Below are 13,731 nucleotides of genomic sequence, written 5' to 3'. Positions count from 1 at the left end.
GCGGGTACTCCTTGGAAAGCGCTCAGTCGAGCGAGACGACGACGGACTTGACCTTGGTGTAGGCGTCGAGCGCCTCGGGACCGTACTCGCGGCCGTAGCCGGAGTCCTTGACCCCGCCGAAGGGAACCGCGGGGTCGAGCATCGCCCAGTCGTTGACCCAGACGATGCCCGCCTGGAGGCGGTCGGCGACCCGGTGCGCGCGGGCGAGGTTGGTCGTCTGGACGCCCGAAGCCAGGCCGTAGGGCGTGGAGTTGGCGAGGGCGACGGCCTCGTCCTCGGTGTCGAAGGGCTGCACGGTCAGGACCGGACCGAAGACCTCCTCCTGCACCACCCGGGAGTCGTTGGAGAGGTCGGCGATCACGGTGGGCTTGTAGTAGAAGCCGCCGTCGAGGTCGAGGCGCTCACCGCCGCAGACGATCCGGCCGCCCTCCTTGCGCGCCAGGTCGACGTACTCCTCGACCTTCTTCAGGTGCTTCTCCCCCGCCATCGGACCGACGACGGTGCCGGGGTCGCGGGGGTCGCCGACCGGCACGCCGGGCACGGCGTCGGCGAGGATGCCGAGCAGGGTGCTGTGGACCGAGCGGGCCACGAGCAGGCGCGGGCCGCCCATGCAGAACTGGCCGGTGTTGAAGACGAACGCCTTGACGATCGCGCCGACCGCCTTCTCCAGGTCGGCGTCCTCGAAGACGATGTTGGCCGCGTTGCCGCCCAGCTCCATGGTGACGGGCTTGAGGGCCTCGCCCGCGGTGGCGGCCACGTGCCGGCCGATCGCGGTGGAGCCGGTGAAGGCGACCTTGTCGATGCCTCGGTGGCGCAGCAGGGCCTCGCCGGCCACCGGCCCGGTGCCGGTGACGACGTTGACGACGCCGTCCGGGACGCCCGCCTTCTGGAACAGTGCGGCCATGTAGAGGGCGCTGAGCGGGGTCTCGTCGGCCGGCTTGTGCACGACCGTGTTCCCGGCGGCGAGGGCGGGGCCGATCTTGGAACCGGCCAGGATCAGGGGGAAGTTGAAGGGGGTGATCGCGGCGACCACGCCGAGCGGCTCGCGCTTGGTGTACGCGAGGGCGTTCATGGGCGTGTTGCGGACCGAGCCGTCCAGGGAGTGGGCGAGGGCCGCGAAGTGCTCGTAGTCGTTGGCCGCGTTGGTCACGTCCACGGCGTGGCACAGCGAGATCGGCTTGCCGACGTCCAGGCTCTCCAGCTGGGCCAGTTCGTCGGCGTTCTCGCGGATCAGCTCGGCGACCCGGTGCAGGATCCGGCCCCGCTCGCGACCGCTGAGGCCGGACCAGGCGCCGTCGTCGAAGGCCTCCCGGGCGGCGCGGACGGCCGCGTCCACGTCGCCGGCGCCGGCCTCCGCGACGGTGGTGACGACCGCGCCCCGGGACGGGTCGACGACTTCGGTGCGCGCGCCGTCGGCGGCCTCGCGCCACTGGCCGCCCACGAACAGCCGTCCGGGTTCGATCTCGATGGAGGACATCGCCGCTCCTCAGCTTCGTTGCCAAGATTTCAACCAACAGGATTCCTGTTGGTTCGCAGTCTCTTTACAGACAGGTTTCCTGTCAATGCTCTAGCCTGAACCCATGCTCGACACACAGGTGACCAAGGCGCCCCCGTCGCTCCTCTACATGGTGAAACAGGTGGAGCTCGTCGTCCGTTCCCATCTGGACGAGCTGGTCAGGCCGTCCGGGATCACCGCTCTGCAGTACACGGCCCTCACCGTCCTCGAGCGGCACGACGGGCTGTCGGCGGCGCAACTGGCCCGGGACTCCTTCGTCACCGCCCAGTCGATCGCCGATCTCGTGCGCTCCCTGGAGACCCGTGGACTGGTGCGCCGGGAGCGCAATCCGAAGAACCGGCGCGAGCTGCTGATCCTGCTCACCGAAGAGGGGCGCGCACTGCTCGCACGGCACGAGAAGCCGGTGCGGGAACTGGAGGAGCGGATGGTGCGGGACCTCACCGCGCACCAGACCGAGCAGTTCCGTCAAGCGCTGACCAGTGCCTGGCACGCCCTGTCGTGAGCCGGGCGCGAGCCCCGCGTGAATCCGGCGCGAACTGAGGGTCGCAATTCGGAGACATATGTCAATCGAACATGCTCAAATTCACTCCATCGAGGGTAACTTGCAGGGCGGGGACAGGATTTGCACGCACCCCATGCCCCCCAGGAGCCGGTTGGAGGCGACGTCGTCGTGCAGCAGGAACCCGCGCCGCTGTCCCGGCATCTGCGCGTCCACGAGGAGCGCGGTCACACCGTGCTGGAGTTCCGCGGCGAGATCGACATCGCCGCGACCGTCGAACTCCTGCCCCAACTGGACCGGGTCACCGGGCAGCCCGGCGCGCGGCTGGTGATCGACCTCAGTGGCGTGGAGTTCTTCGACTGCTCCGGGCTGCGGCTGCTGTACCGGGCCCGCTCGCGGGTGCTCGACAACAACGGCAGGCTGCTCCTGGTCTGCACCCACCCGCTCACCCTGCGGATCTTCCGGGTGACCGGCCTGGCCCGGCTGCTGCCCCCGCTGCCGTCGCTGGACGCGGCCCTGAGCCGGCCCGAGACCACGTCCGAGACGTTATGACCCCTCGCCATGAGGCGCGTCGAACAGGGCGCTGACCGACTCACCGTTGTGAATGCGCCGTACGGCCTCGGCGAGCGCGGGGGCGATGGACAGGATCCGCAGCTTGTCCGTGCGCTCCTCGGCGGGGACCGGCACCGTGTTGGTGCACACGATCTCCAGTACGTCGGGCTGCTCGCCGATCCTCTTGAGGGCACCGTCGGCGAACAGCCCGTGCGTGCACGCCACCCGGATCGAGCGCGGGCCCAACTCCCTCAGTCTGTCGAGCAGTTCAAGGACCGTGCTGCCCTTGGCGATCTCGTCGTCCAGCACGATGACGTCCCGTCCGGCGATCTCGCCGATCACGTCGCTGATGCTGACCCGGTCGTCGGCGAACCGCTGCTTGGCGCCCGCCGCCACCTGGGCGCCGATCATCCGGGCGAAGGCGGCCGCCTCCTTGGCGTTGCCGAGGTCCGGGGAGACCACGGTGGTGCGGGTCAGGTCGTACTGCCGGAAGTGCGCGGCCAGCTCGCGCAGCGCGTGCAGATGGTCGACGGGCACCGAGAAGAAGCCGTGCACCTGCGGGGAGTGCAGGGTCATGGCGAGGACCCGGCTCGCGCCGGCCGACACCATCAGGTCGGCGACGAGGCGTCCGCCGAGGGAGATCCGGGGCGCGTCCTTCTTGTCGGAGCGGGCGTAGGAGTAGTGCGGCATGACGACGGTGATCCGGCGCGCGGAGGCACCCCGGGCCGCGTCGCACATCAGCAGCAGCTCCACCAGGTGCTCCTGGACCGGCCTGACCAGCGGCTGGACGAGGAAGACGTCCCGCTCCCGGCAGTTGGCCTGAAGCTGCACCTCCAGGCAGTCGTTGGCGAACCGGCTGACCCGGGTCGGGCTGAGCGGCACCCCCAGATGCGCGCAGACCTCCGCCGCCAGCTCGGGGTGGGCGCTACCGCTGAACACGGCGATGTCTCGCACGGACCTGCTCCTCGGATGATCATCTCGGTTGCCGGGCTCATGCTACTGGCCCGCTCCCCGTCCACCCGGCCCCCGAATATTCGGTTGCGGTGCCCCGGTGGGCGGACGCCATCATGGCCACGTCCCGGTTCCCTCACGTCAGGATCCCCCGCATGCGCCGACTCCTCGAATCGACCCAGCGCCCCCTTCGGCCCACGGTTCTCGAGGACTCGACCCCGTATGCACACCCTGAACATCGGAATTCTGGCCCACGTCGACGCCGGTAAGACCAGCCTCACCGAGCGGCTGCTGTTCGACCACGGTGCGATCGACCGGCTCGGCAGCGTCGACACCGGCGACACCCGCACCGACGACGGCGCGATCGAACGGCAGCGTGGCATCACCATCCGCTCCGCGGTCGCCTCGTTCACCGTGGGCGACACCCGGATCAACCTCATCGACACCCCTGGGCACTCTGACTTCATCGCCGAGGTCGAGCGCGCCCTGGCGGTCCTCGACGGGGCCGTACTGCTGCTCTCGGCCGTGGAGGGCGTACAGGCACAGACCCGTGTGCTGATGCGGACCCTGCGCGGGCTACGGCTGCCCACGCTGATCTTCGTCAACAAGATCGACCGGGCGGGCGCCCGCGACGAGGGCCTGCTCGCCGACATCCGGCGCCGGCTCACGCCGTACGTCGCCCCGCTCACCGAGGTGAGGGGCATCGGCACGCCCGGTGCCGGGGTGACCGCCCTGCCCGAGGACAGCCGACTGGCCGAGGCTCTCGCCGAGGTCGATCCGGACCTGCTGGCGGCGGTCGTGGACGGTCCCGAGCCCACCCCGGACGACCTGCGCGAGTCCCTGGCCGCCCGCACGGCCGACGGCTCTTTCCACCCGCTGTTCCACGGCTCGGCCCTCGGCGGCCAGGGCGTCGCCGGCCTCGTCGAGGGCATGACCCGGCTGATCCCGCCCGCACCCGCGACACGCGAAGGCGAGCCACGCGGCACGGTGTTCGCCGTACGCCCCGGGACCGCCGGCGAGCGCGTCGCGTATCTGCGGCTGTACGACGGTGAGGTGACGGAGCGTCATCGCCTCACCTTCCTCAGGCGCGAGGCCGACGGCGTGACCAGCCGGATCTCCGGGCGGGTGACCCACCTCAGTGGTCCTCTCACCGCCGGGAACATCGCGTCGCTGACCTTCTCCCCCGGCCTCCGGGTGGGCGACCGCCTCGGCGAACCCACGGACCGGGCAGCGCGGTTCGCTCCCCCGACCCTGGAGACCCTGGTCACCGCCCGCCACCCCGAGCAGGCGTCCCGGCTGCGCTCGGCCCTGCTGGCCCTCGCCGACCAGGACCCCCTGATCCACGCCCGCCCCACGACCGGAGGCGCCACCACACTGCTTCTCTACGGCGAGGTCCAGATGGAGGTGCTCGCGGCGACGCTCGCCCAGGACTTCGGTGTCGAGGCGGACTTCGAGCCGGCCCGGGTCCGGTACCTGGAGCGGCCGCGCGGCACGGGGGAGGCGGGCGAAGAGAATCCCTGGCATCTCGGGACCCGCTACTGGGCGACGATCGGGCTGCGCGTCGAACCCGGCGAGCGTGGCTCCGGCGGGGTGTTCGCGTACGAGACCGAACTCGGCGCACTCCCCCGGGCGTTCCATCAGGCCATCGAGGAGACGGTCCACGCGAGCATGCGCACCGGTCTGCACGGAGCGACCGTGACCGACTACCGGGTCACTCTCGTCCGCTCCGGATTCGTCGCACCGCTCAGCACCGCCGCCGACTTCCGCGGACTCACGCCGATGGTGCTGCGGCGAGCCCTGGAGGGGGCGGGGACGCGACTGTTCGAGCCCTGCCACGCGTTCGAGGCGGAGGTGCCGCTGGACGCGCTGGCTCCCGTCACCGGGCACCTGGCCGCCGCCGGAGCCGAGTTCACGGGGACGACGGGCGGGCTCACGGCATGGGTGATCAGCGGTGGTCTCCCGGCCCGACGGGTGCGGGAGATCGAGCTGCGGCTGCCCGGGCTCACTCACGGTGAAGGGATGTGGTGGTCCAGGCCCTCGGGCGACCGTGAACTCAAGCCTCACTAGGAGTGCTCACCACGACACCGGCAACCGCCGCGGCCCCCGTGTCATCTGCCCCTCCCGCCACTCGATCGTCCCCGGTGTGAACTCGGCCCGCAGCCCCGGGAACCGGACCGCCAGCCGGTGCAGGGCCAGCCCCAGCTCCAGGCGGGCCAGCCATGCGCCCAGGCAGTGGTGGGGGCCGGCACCGAAGACCACGCTCGGGGTCGTCAGGGGCGCGAACAGGTCGGTCTCCTCGGGCTGCGGAAAGACCTCTTGATCCCGGTTCGCCGCGTTGGTCTGCACCGCCACCACCGCCCCCGCCGGAATCGTCACCCCGCCGACCTCGACGTCCTCGACGGCCCGGCGGATCAGCCCGGGCAGCACCCTGCCCTCGCTCAGCGGGATCGTGCGCAGGAGCTGTTCGACGGCGGTCTCGGCCGTCTCCTGGCTCTCGGCGAGGCCCGGCCAGGCCTGCCGACCGTCGGTGAGGAGGTGGACGACGATGTTGCCGAGGGCCGTCATCGTCGTCTCGTGTCCGGCGACGACCAGGCCCAGGACCAGGACGACCAGGCGCGGCTCCTCGATCCCGAGGTCGTCGCCGGCGCCGACCAGGGCGCTCACCAGGTCATCGCCCGGCTCCTTGCGCCGCTCGGCGACCAGTTCCGCGCAGAAGTGGCCGAACTCCCGCATGGCCGCGCCGACCTCCTCGGCGGTGTGCGCGCCGCCGGACAGGGCGTGGTCGGCCCAGTCGCGGATGTGCTCCCAGTCGGCGTGTTCCAGCCCCATCAGCCGGGAGATCACCGAGACCGGGAGGCGGCGGGTGAACCCCTCGACGATGTCGGCGGGCTGCGGCTGCCGGGCCAGGTCGTCGAGCAGGGACTCCACGACGGAGGCGGTCCAGGGCCGCCAGCGGGCGATCGCGCGCGGGGTGAAGGCCCGCTGGACGGTGCCCCTCAGCAGTTGGTGGGACGGGCCGTCCTGGTTGATGAGGCCGTCCGGGGAGTCCAGCAGGTTGGGTACGAGGAGCAGCGGCGGGGCATCCGCTTCCTGGAGGGACTTCCTGTTGAAGTGGGGGTCCATGAGTACCTGGCGCACGTCGGCGTAGCGGGTGACGAGCCACACCGGGGTGCCGGTGGCCAGGGTGGTGAGCCGGGGCGGGCCGTTCTCGGGCAGGGGGATGCGGTGCATGGGACGAAGGGCCCGGGACGTGCTGTCTGTGCTCATCCTGGTCTCCAGACACGCGGTACGCGGAGTTCTCCACGCTAGTGCGCGCCGCTGTGTCCCGGCAGTGTCCCAATCAGCCAACAAGACGGTCCCGCAGGGCTTTTGGGTGTCATCCGTGGGCATCCGTGCACTAGGAAGGAGGGCCGTCGCATGACGACTCCCATCAGGCGCGTGTCCGGGCGCATGCCCGGCTGGGCGAAGATACTGACCGCCGTCGTGGTGGTGCTCGTGGTGTTCTTCGCCGGTATCCGGCTCAGTGTGATCCCCGGCCTCAAGGACCTGTTCGGCACGGAGACCCACGACCGTACGGGCCCCGCACTTCTGGAGTCCATCCAGGACATCAGCCGCTACGACGCCGCCTCCGGCAATTTCCAGGTCGTCGTGGACCTGGAGAAGGACACAAAGTTCCTGCCCGACGCGATCCGCGGCTCCCGCACCCTGTACGTGGGGGCGGGCGCCGTCGACGCCTACGTCGACCTCGGCAAGGTCGCCAAGAACGACGTGACGGTCAACGAGGACCGCACGGCCGCCACCCTCCGTCTGCCGCACGCCCAGCTCGGCAAGGCCACGCTGGACGCCGACCGCTCCTACGCGGTCTCCAAGCAGCGCGGTCTGCTCGACCGGCTCGGCGACTTCTTCTCCGACAACCCCAACAGCGAACAGGCCGTGCAGAAGCTGGCGGTGAAGCACATCACCGAGGCGGCGAAGGAGAGCGAGCTGACCAAGCGGGCCGAGACCAACACCACCAACATGCTCAAGGGCCTGCTGAACTCCCTCGGCTTCAAGAAGGTCGAGGTCACCTACGGCACCTGATCAGCCGCCGGGCATGCCCGGCAGGGTGAGGGCGCCGAGCACGGTGGTGCCGACCAGCACCCAGGCCACGTAGTCGCCGACGTGCCCGGACTGCAGGCGCCGCAGGGGAAGCGCCCGGTCCGGTGCGGCGAACGGCTTCGGGCGGGTGACGGCGAGGAGGGCGAGGACCCCGGCCAGCAGGGTCGAGACCAGGCCCAGCAGGGCTCCGGCCGGGGTCCAGTGCACGGAGGCGGACACACCGGCGGATCCGGTCTCGTTCACGGAGTGCGCGACCGCCTCCGCGAAACCGGGGGCCACGCCGACGGCGAGGGCCCCGGCGAGCAACACGGCGGGCACCGCGGTCATGGTGTCCGGGATCCGGCTGAGCCGGTGCCGGGTCTCCGGCCGCTCGCCGGAGCCGGTCGTCTCGTACCCGGAACCGGCCTCGGGCCGGGGGCCGAGGCCCCAGAACACCCGGGCGGCGACCCGCAGGACGGCCGCGGCGGTCACCGCGCTCGCCGCCACGTAGAGCACGGTGAGCGGCCCGCCCACGGCCTCCTCGGTGACGGACTTGCCGAGGGCCGTGCCGAAGGGCGGCAGACCGGCGAGGCCGAGCGCGCCGAGGACGAAGAGCACGGCGACACCCTTGAGCTCGCGGGCCCTGCCGTGCAGGGCGTGTTCGTCGACGCTGCCGTAGCGGTCGAGGAGGATGCCGGTGCACGCGAACAGGGCCGCCTTCACTCCGGCGTGGCCGAGGACGTACAGGGCGATCCCGTCGTCGGCCTCGGGCTTCAGGAATCCGATGCCGATGAGGAAGAGCCCGGTGTGGGCGACCGTCGAGTAGGCCAGCAGCCGTTTGATGTGCCGCTGGTACCAGCACATCACCGCGCCGATCACGGCCGTCAGCGCGCCCAGCACCACGAGGGCCCGCTCGAACTCAGGGGCCGGGACGCCGCCGGGTCCGGAGAAGACCGTGCCGTACACGCGCCAGACGCCGAAGGTGCCGAGTTCGACCATGACACCCGAGAGCAGCATGCACACGGGGGTGGGGGCGACGGCGTGCGCGTCGGGCAGCCAGAAGTGGAAGGGCACGGCGGCCCCCTTGACCAGCAGCGCGGTCATGACCAGGACGAACGCGGCGAGGACCAGGGCGTCGGGGCGGCCGTGCGCGTCCAGTCCCCGGCCGATCTGGTGCATGCCCAGCTCGCCGGTACGCGCGTACAGCAGCCCGATGCCCATGAGCATGGCGTACGCGCCGAGCGAGGTGACGACGCCGAAGGTCAGCGCGCCCTGCACGGCTCTGGCCTCCTCGACCCGGTGGCCGGTGAGGGCGTACGCCACGACGCTCATGAGCTCGAACCACACGAACGCGTTGAACAGGTCGCCCGCGATCGCGAACCCGCACATGCCGCCCTGGAACAGCAGCAGGAGCGCGGGGAAGGACCCGGCGTGGCCACTGGGCGGTTCGTCGAAGTAGTGCCAGGAGTACGCCAGGGCCGCCAGGGTGAGCAGGGAGGCGAGCGCGGCCATGCCGAGGCCGGGCCCGTCGCCGAGCAGGACGATGCCGACGCTGTGTCCGTCCGCGGGGGTCCAGCCGCCGGACCACTCCAGGAAGGGCGGCGAGGAGTTCAGCAGGAGGACGAGGGCGAGGGCGGCCGTCCCCGCGGAGACCGCGCAGCCGACGGTCTCGGCGACCGGCCGGGGCACCAGCCGGCCGCCGGCGACCAGCAGGGCGGCTCCGAGCAGCGGTACGGCCACCAGCAGGGGCAGCAGGTCGTCCATCAGCCGCGCAGCTCGGAGAGTTCGTCGGGGTCGACGGTGCCGTGCCGTTTGGAGATCTGCACGACGAGGGCGAGCAGCAGGGCGGTGACGGTGGCGCCGACGACGACGTCGGTCAGGGTCAGGGCCTGCACGACCGGGTCGACGACCGGGCGCGAGCCGGGTTTCAGGTCCGAGAAGACGGGGGCGGTGGCGCCGTCGCGGTAGCCCACGGCCAGCAGCAGGACGTAGGTGCCGGCCTGGCACACGGACAGGCAGCCGACGGCGTGGATCAGGTCGCGGCTGGTGGCGAGCCCGTAGCAGCCGGTCAGGAAGACCCACCCGGCGACCAGATAGGGAAAGACGTCCATCACTTCCCGTTCCCCTCCTCGATCTCGACGGTCTGGTCCAGGAAGCGGGCGAGCAGGACGACGACCGCACAGGCCACCTCCATGCCGACGGCCGCGTTCAGCAGGGGGACGGTGCCGCCGGAGGACAGCGTGTTGAAGGTGCCGTACGGCAGCACCGTGTTGGCGAGGAAGGCCGTACCGCCGATCAGCCCGGCGAGGCCGGTGACGACGTAGGCGGAGGTCGCGATCGCGTCGCCGGTCTCGTACAGGGCGACCGGCCGGACGCGTTCCAGGGCGCGGTAGTCGGCGCCCAGGTAGAGCAGGTGCAGGGAGGTCGCGGCGACCACCCCGCCCTGGAAGCCGCCGCCGGGGCTGAGCTGCCCGTGGGCGATCACGTAGAGGCCGGTGAGCAGGGCGACCGGGAGCACGAGGAGGGCGTAGCAGCGGACCGGGCGGGCGACCGTCCCCGCGGCCGGGCGGTCGCGGTGTTCGTCGTGGGTCTGGCGCAGCAGGATCACGCAGCCGATGACGGCCGCGAAGAGGATGGTCATCTCGCCGAGGGTGTCGAAGGCGCGCTGGTCGAAGTTGACGGAGGCGATGACGTTGGCGGTGCGCCGGGCCAGCGAGGCGTGGACGGCGCGGTCGCCGTAGGGGTGGCGGTCGCCGCCGAAGGCGGGCAGGTCGAGAGCGGCGGCCACGAAGAGCGCGGCCAGACCCGCGCCGCCCACCGCGAGGAGCCACAACCGGGCGCGCCCGCTCACCGGCGGTGCCCTTCCTTCTTCCCGCGCCGCCTGACCTTGTGGACGGCGAGCAGCAGCAACAGCGGGGTGAGGGCGGAGCCCACGGCCAGCTGGGACAGAGCCACGTCGGGTGCCTGGAGCACGGTGAACAGGACCGCGAGGACCACGCCGAGCACGGACAGGACCAGGGCCTGGCGTACGGGGTCACGGCTGGCCACCGCCGCGGTCGCGGAGAGGGCGACCAGGAGCAGTGCGACGACGATCACCGCGTCAGCCACGGCGGACCTCCGGATACCCGCCGGACAGGGCGCGTGAGGCGACGACGTTCCCGCCGATCAGCAGGGCTCCGACGACCAGCAGCTTGGCCATCGCCCGGCTCGGTCCAGCGGCGATGCACAGCGCGGGTACGACCACTGCGCCGACCGCGGCGGCCGCGTAGGTCAGGCCCCAGGCGCTCGGCGGGTCGTCGGCCAGTTCGTCGGCGAGCAGCCGGGCGAAGACGAGGGTGCCGACCGGGCCCAGCAGGGCGAGGACGAGGGCGAGATCGACGTAGGAGGGACGGTCGTAGCCCTGGGAGAGCAGCAGGAGGGCGGGACACGCGAAGGCGGTGCACAGGTTCTGTGCCACGACCCGGCGCCTGAGCGGGCCGGTCGCGACGCCCCACACGGTGGCTCCCACTCCCCCGCCGAGGGTGACGGCCGCCGCGAGGATCCAGCCGTTCACGGTCCGGTCACCGCCCGGCGGGCGGCTCGGGCAGCGAGTGCGCCGAGGCAGGCGGCGCCCGCGCCGACCGCGAGTTCCAGGGTGTCCACGGTGCTGATGAACACGAGCCAGAGGACGGCGAGCGCGGCCCACCAGCCGAGGAGTTCCGCCGCGGCGAGGAGTGTCGTACGCCCGTTCATGCGCCACCTCCTCGTGACCGCGGCCTGAGAACGCTGCTCGCGCGCCATCCAAACATCGGCCTGGGGCGTGCGAGGGCGACGCGCGCGGTACTCAGCCCGGAGTGCCCCGACCGTACGAAGGGAAACCGGGAGCAGGTTGGCGCACAGCGGCATTCTCGGATCGTTCGGGGGTAATCGCCTTGCGACACAGGGAAGTTGCAGACTGGAGGACTCAATGGCCTGGGCGCTCTCACGTTCGCGAGCGGGGTCGGACGCCGGCACCGCCAAGACCGAGCGCGCGGCGAAACCCGCCCGCCCCCGGCGCGATCCGCTCTCTCTCGTCGTCCGTTTCGTGGCGATGGTGTTCGCGTTCGCGTTCATGGTGGCGTTCGCGGTCGTGCTGGCCCGGCTGACCCTCGAACCCTCCCCCGCGTCGGTGGATCTGACGCACACCAATCTCCACCCCGGCGCCTCCCTCAAGGCCTACCTGGACCAGCCCGAGATGCGCGACGCCTTCAAGCAGATCGGCGGGAACATCCTGCTGGGCGTCCCGTTCGGTGTCCTGGTTCCGATCATCGCCCCGAAGACCCGTGGACTGCTGCGGATCCTGCTGCTGACGGCCGTGGTGATGCTGCTGGTCGAGTTCGCGCAGGGTGCGCTGGTGGAGGGGCGGGCCTTCGACATCGACGACGTCATCCTCAACACGACCGGCGCCCTCATCGGCTATCTGCTCCTGGGGCGGCGGCTGAGCCGGGCGGTGCACAAGCCGAAGAAGAAGGCGTAGGGAGTCCGGGCTTCCGTCAACTTCTGGTCCGTACCAAAGTATTGACGACCCCTTAACTCACTCCTTAAATCAAGAGGCGACACCTTCACCCCCCACTCGAAGGATGAGCCGTGGCCGCCTCACGCCTGCTGCGCGGATGTCTCCTCGCCGCGCTGTCGTCCGTCCTCCTCGCCTCCGGCACCGCGCACGCGGATCCGCCCGCCGTCACCGCCGTCACCGCCGCCGCGGTGACGTTCTCCGACACCTTCGACGGGCCCGCCGGAGCCGCGGTCGACTCCTCGAAGTGGCAGACCGAGACCGGCGACAACGTCAACAACCACGAGCGGCAGTACTACACCTCGGGCAACAAGAATGCCGCCCTCGACGGCCAGGGCCACCTCGTGATCACGGCCCGGCGCGAGAACCCGGCCAACTACCAGTGCTGGTACGGCACCTGCCAGTACACCTCGGCCCGGCTGAACACCTCCGGGAGGTTCACGGCACAGTACGGACACGTCGAGGCGCGGATGAAGATTCCGCGCGGGCAGGGCATGTGGCCCGCGTTCTGGATGCTCGGCACGCCCGTCAACTGGCCGGACTCGGGCGAGATCGACGTCATGGAGAACGTCGGCTTCGAGCCCTCGACCGTGCACGGCACCCTCCACGGCCCCGGCTACTCCGGCTCGGGCGGCATCGGCGCCGGCTACTCCCTGCCGAACGGCCAGGCCTTCGCGGACGCCTTCCACACCTTCGCCGTCGACTGGGCGCCCGACTCGATCACCTGGTCCGTGGACGGGACCGTCTACCAGCGGCGCACCCCCGCCGACCTGGGCGGCCGCACCTGGGTCTTCAACAAGCCGTTCTTCCTGATCCTCAACCTCGCGGTCGGCGGCTACTGGCCCGGCGACCCGGACGGCTCCACGGCCTTCCCGCAGCAGCTCGTGGTGGACCACGTGTCGGTGACCACCGGCGACACGGCCACCGGGGCGGCGATCCGGGGCCTGGCGGGCAAGTGCGTGGACGTGGCCGGGGCGAACCCCGCTAACGGGACCGCCGTACAGCTCTACGACTGCAACGGCACCGCCGCCCAGCAGTGGACCGTCGGCTCGGACGGCACGATCCGCGCGCTCGGCAAGTGCCTGGACGCGACGGGCGGCGGCACCGCGGACGGGACGGCGGTCCAGCTCTACGACTGCAACGGTTCCGGGGCCCAGCGCTGGACCGTCACGGGCGCACGCGACATCGTCAACCCGCAGGCCGACAAGTGCCTCGACGTGACCGGCAACAGCTCGGCCAACGGCACCCGGCTGCAGCTGTGGACCTGCACGGGCGGCGCGAACCAGAAGTGGACCGTCGGCTGAGCCTGCGGGTCAGTGCCGGGTCCAGGTGAACTTGTCGCCGCCCACCCAGCGGACCACGTCCGGGTCGTCCAGGTCGTGGACCGTGATGCCGAAGGCGGCGGCCGCCTCCAGGACGTCGGTGACGGCCCTGGCCTCGCCGACCACCTCGCCGTCGATCTCCACGATCCGGAACGGCGGTGTGGTCGGCTGGACCCCGAGCACGATGATCCGCGGCTGGGCGATGTGCGGGCTCGCGATTTCGGTCATGGAACGAGCGTAGAACGCATCCCGCGGGAGGGAGAGGCGGGCGTGATCCGCCGAG

At 71.3% G+C, this 13,731-nt stretch carries 16 protein-coding genes; 6 read left to right on the top strand and 10 right to left on the bottom strand.

Features of this window, described 5'->3' with window-relative positions:
* Nucleotides 1-22: 22 nt before the first annotated feature.
* Nucleotides 23-1,477 (bottom strand): aldehyde dehydrogenase family protein, encoded by a 1,455-nt coding sequence (locus ABZT06_RS15450; protein ID WP_355740346.1) that lies wholly within the window; start codon nt 1,475-1,477, stop codon nt 23-25.
* A 103-nt stretch (nt 1,478-1,580) separates the two neighbouring features.
* Between ABZT06_RS15450 and ABZT06_RS15445 the strand changes: the two genes are divergently transcribed.
* Both ABZT06_RS15445 and ABZT06_RS15440 read left to right on the top strand, forming a co-directional pair.
* Nucleotides 1,581-2,018 (top strand): MarR family transcriptional regulator, encoded by a 438-nt coding sequence (locus ABZT06_RS15445; protein ID WP_355740344.1) that lies wholly within the window; start codon nt 1,581-1,583, stop codon nt 2,016-2,018.
* A 168-nt stretch (nt 2,019-2,186) separates the two neighbouring features.
* Nucleotides 2,187-2,567 carry an anti-sigma factor antagonist gene (locus ABZT06_RS15440; protein WP_355740342.1) on the top strand — a complete coding sequence of 127 codons (381 nt, stop codon included), beginning with the start codon at nt 2,187-2,189 and terminating at the stop codon, nt 2,565-2,567.
* Here the strand turns inward: ABZT06_RS15440 and ABZT06_RS15435 are convergent.
* A complete protein-coding gene (locus tag ABZT06_RS15435; protein WP_355740340.1) occupies nt 2,562-3,521 on the bottom strand; it encodes a ribose-phosphate pyrophosphokinase in 960 nt (319 codons plus the stop codon). The genes ABZT06_RS15440 and ABZT06_RS15435 overlap by 6 nt on opposite strands.
* A 219-nt stretch (nt 3,522-3,740) precedes the next feature.
* On the opposite strand from ABZT06_RS15435, the gene otr(A) reads away from it, so the two are divergent.
* A complete protein-coding gene (otr(A), locus tag ABZT06_RS15430) occupies nt 3,741-5,585 on the top strand; it encodes a tetracycline resistance ribosomal protection protein Otr(A) (protein ID WP_355740338.1) in 1,845 nt (614 codons plus the stop codon).
* Nucleotides 5,586-5,591: 6 nt separating this feature from the next.
* On the opposite strand, the gene ABZT06_RS15425 is transcribed toward otr(A), so the two are convergent.
* Nucleotides 5,592-6,785: a cytochrome P450 gene (locus ABZT06_RS15425; protein ID WP_355740336.1), complete on the bottom strand. Its 1,194-nt coding sequence runs from the start codon at nt 6,783-6,785 to the stop codon at nt 5,592-5,594.
* 150 nt (nt 6,786-6,935) lie between these two features.
* On the opposite strand from ABZT06_RS15425, the gene ABZT06_RS15420 reads away from it, so the two are divergent.
* Nucleotides 6,936-7,598 carry a DUF4230 domain-containing protein gene (locus ABZT06_RS15420; RefSeq protein ID WP_355740334.1) on the top strand — a complete coding sequence of 221 codons (663 nt, stop codon included), beginning with the start codon at nt 6,936-6,938 and terminating at the stop codon, nt 7,596-7,598.
* Here ABZT06_RS15420 and ABZT06_RS15415 read toward each other — a convergent pair whose 3' ends face one another.
* From ABZT06_RS15415 to ABZT06_RS15390, 6 genes are read right to left on the bottom strand one after another with little or no spacing between them, the layout of a single operon-like run.
* Nucleotides 7,599-9,359, bottom strand: coding sequence for a complex I subunit 5 family protein (locus tag ABZT06_RS15415; protein ID WP_355740332.1), 1,761 nt, complete (start codon nt 9,357-9,359; stop codon nt 7,599-7,601).
* Nucleotides 9,359-9,706 (bottom strand): sodium:proton antiporter, encoded by a 348-nt coding sequence (locus ABZT06_RS15410; protein ID WP_355740846.1) that lies wholly within the window; start codon nt 9,704-9,706, stop codon nt 9,359-9,361. The genes ABZT06_RS15415 and ABZT06_RS15410 overlap by 1 nt, the downstream gene beginning before the upstream one ends.
* Nucleotides 9,706-10,446, bottom strand: coding sequence for an MnhB domain-containing protein (locus tag ABZT06_RS15405; RefSeq protein ID WP_355740330.1), 741 nt, complete (start codon nt 10,444-10,446; stop codon nt 9,706-9,708). The genes ABZT06_RS15410 and ABZT06_RS15405 overlap by 1 nt, the downstream gene beginning before the upstream one ends.
* Nucleotides 10,443-10,703 (bottom strand): hydrogenase subunit MbhD domain-containing protein, encoded by a 261-nt coding sequence (locus ABZT06_RS15400; RefSeq protein ID WP_355740328.1) that lies wholly within the window; start codon nt 10,701-10,703, stop codon nt 10,443-10,445. Before ABZT06_RS15400 ends, ABZT06_RS15405 begins: the two co-directional genes overlap by 4 nt.
* Complete coding sequence (locus ABZT06_RS15395; RefSeq protein WP_355740326.1) at nt 10,696-11,148, bottom strand: monovalent cation/H+ antiporter complex subunit F; 453 nt, start codon at nt 11,146-11,148, stop codon at nt 10,696-10,698. Before ABZT06_RS15395 ends, ABZT06_RS15400 begins: the two co-directional genes overlap by 8 nt.
* Entirely contained in the window at nt 11,145-11,327 is a 183-nt protein-coding gene (locus tag ABZT06_RS15390; protein ID WP_355740324.1) for a hypothetical protein, read from the bottom strand. The genes ABZT06_RS15395 and ABZT06_RS15390 overlap by 4 nt, the downstream gene beginning before the upstream one ends.
* A gap of 214 nt (nt 11,328-11,541) precedes the next feature.
* Here ABZT06_RS15390 and ABZT06_RS15385 point away from each other — a divergent pair, with 214 nt between their 5' ends.
* A complete protein-coding gene (locus tag ABZT06_RS15385) occupies nt 11,542-12,090 on the top strand; it encodes a VanZ family protein (RefSeq protein WP_355740322.1) in 549 nt (182 codons plus the stop codon).
* 110 nt (nt 12,091-12,200) lie between these two features.
* A complete protein-coding gene (locus ABZT06_RS15380; RefSeq protein WP_355740320.1) occupies nt 12,201-13,430 on the top strand; it encodes a family 16 glycosylhydrolase in 1,230 nt (409 codons plus the stop codon).
* 9 nt (nt 13,431-13,439) lie between these two features.
* Here ABZT06_RS15380 and ABZT06_RS15375 read toward each other — a convergent pair whose 3' ends face one another.
* The gene (locus ABZT06_RS15375) at nt 13,440-13,676 is read right to left on the bottom strand and encodes a hypothetical protein (RefSeq protein ID WP_355740318.1); all 237 of its coding nucleotides are present in this window, start codon (nt 13,674-13,676) and stop codon (nt 13,440-13,442) included.
* Between the last annotated feature and the right edge of the window lie 55 nt (nt 13,677-13,731).

This window comes from Streptomyces sp. NPDC005483 (genome assembly GCF_040606035.1).
Classification (GTDB): Bacteria; Actinomycetota; Actinomycetes; order Streptomycetales; family Streptomycetaceae; genus Streptomyces.
Note: the sequence above shows the minus strand (reverse complement) of the source record. Positions and strands in the feature narration are given on the sequence as shown.

Excerpts from the sequence above, each read along its gene's own strand:
- ABZT06_RS15425 (WP_355740336.1), bottom strand. The coding sequence starts at position 6,785 with ATGAGCACAGACAGCACGTCCCGGGCCCTTCGTCCCATGCACCGCATC.
- ABZT06_RS15390 (WP_355740324.1), bottom strand. The coding sequence starts at position 11,327 with ATGAACGGGCGTACGACACTCCTCGCCGCGGCGGAACTCCTCGGCTGG.
- ABZT06_RS15375 (WP_355740318.1), bottom strand. The coding sequence starts at position 13,676 with ATGACCGAAATCGCGAGCCCGCACATCGCCCAGCCGCGGATCATCGTG.
- ABZT06_RS15385 (WP_355740322.1), top strand. The coding sequence starts at position 11,542 with ATGGCCTGGGCGCTCTCACGTTCGCGAGCGGGGTCGGACGCCGGCACC.
- ABZT06_RS15450 (WP_355740346.1), bottom strand. The coding sequence starts at position 1,477 with ATGTCCTCCATCGAGATCGAACCCGGACGGCTGTTCGTGGGCGGCCAG.
- ABZT06_RS15420 (WP_355740334.1), top strand. The coding sequence starts at position 6,936 with ATGACGACTCCCATCAGGCGCGTGTCCGGGCGCATGCCCGGCTGGGCG.
- ABZT06_RS15415 (WP_355740332.1), bottom strand. The coding sequence starts at position 9,359 with ATGGACGACCTGCTGCCCCTGCTGGTGGCCGTACCGCTGCTCGGAGCC.
- ABZT06_RS15410 (WP_355740846.1), bottom strand. The coding sequence starts at position 9,706 with ATGGACGTCTTTCCCTATCTGGTCGCCGGGTGGGTCTTCCTGACCGGC.
- ABZT06_RS15445 (WP_355740344.1), top strand. The coding sequence starts at position 1,581 with ATGCTCGACACACAGGTGACCAAGGCGCCCCCGTCGCTCCTCTACATG.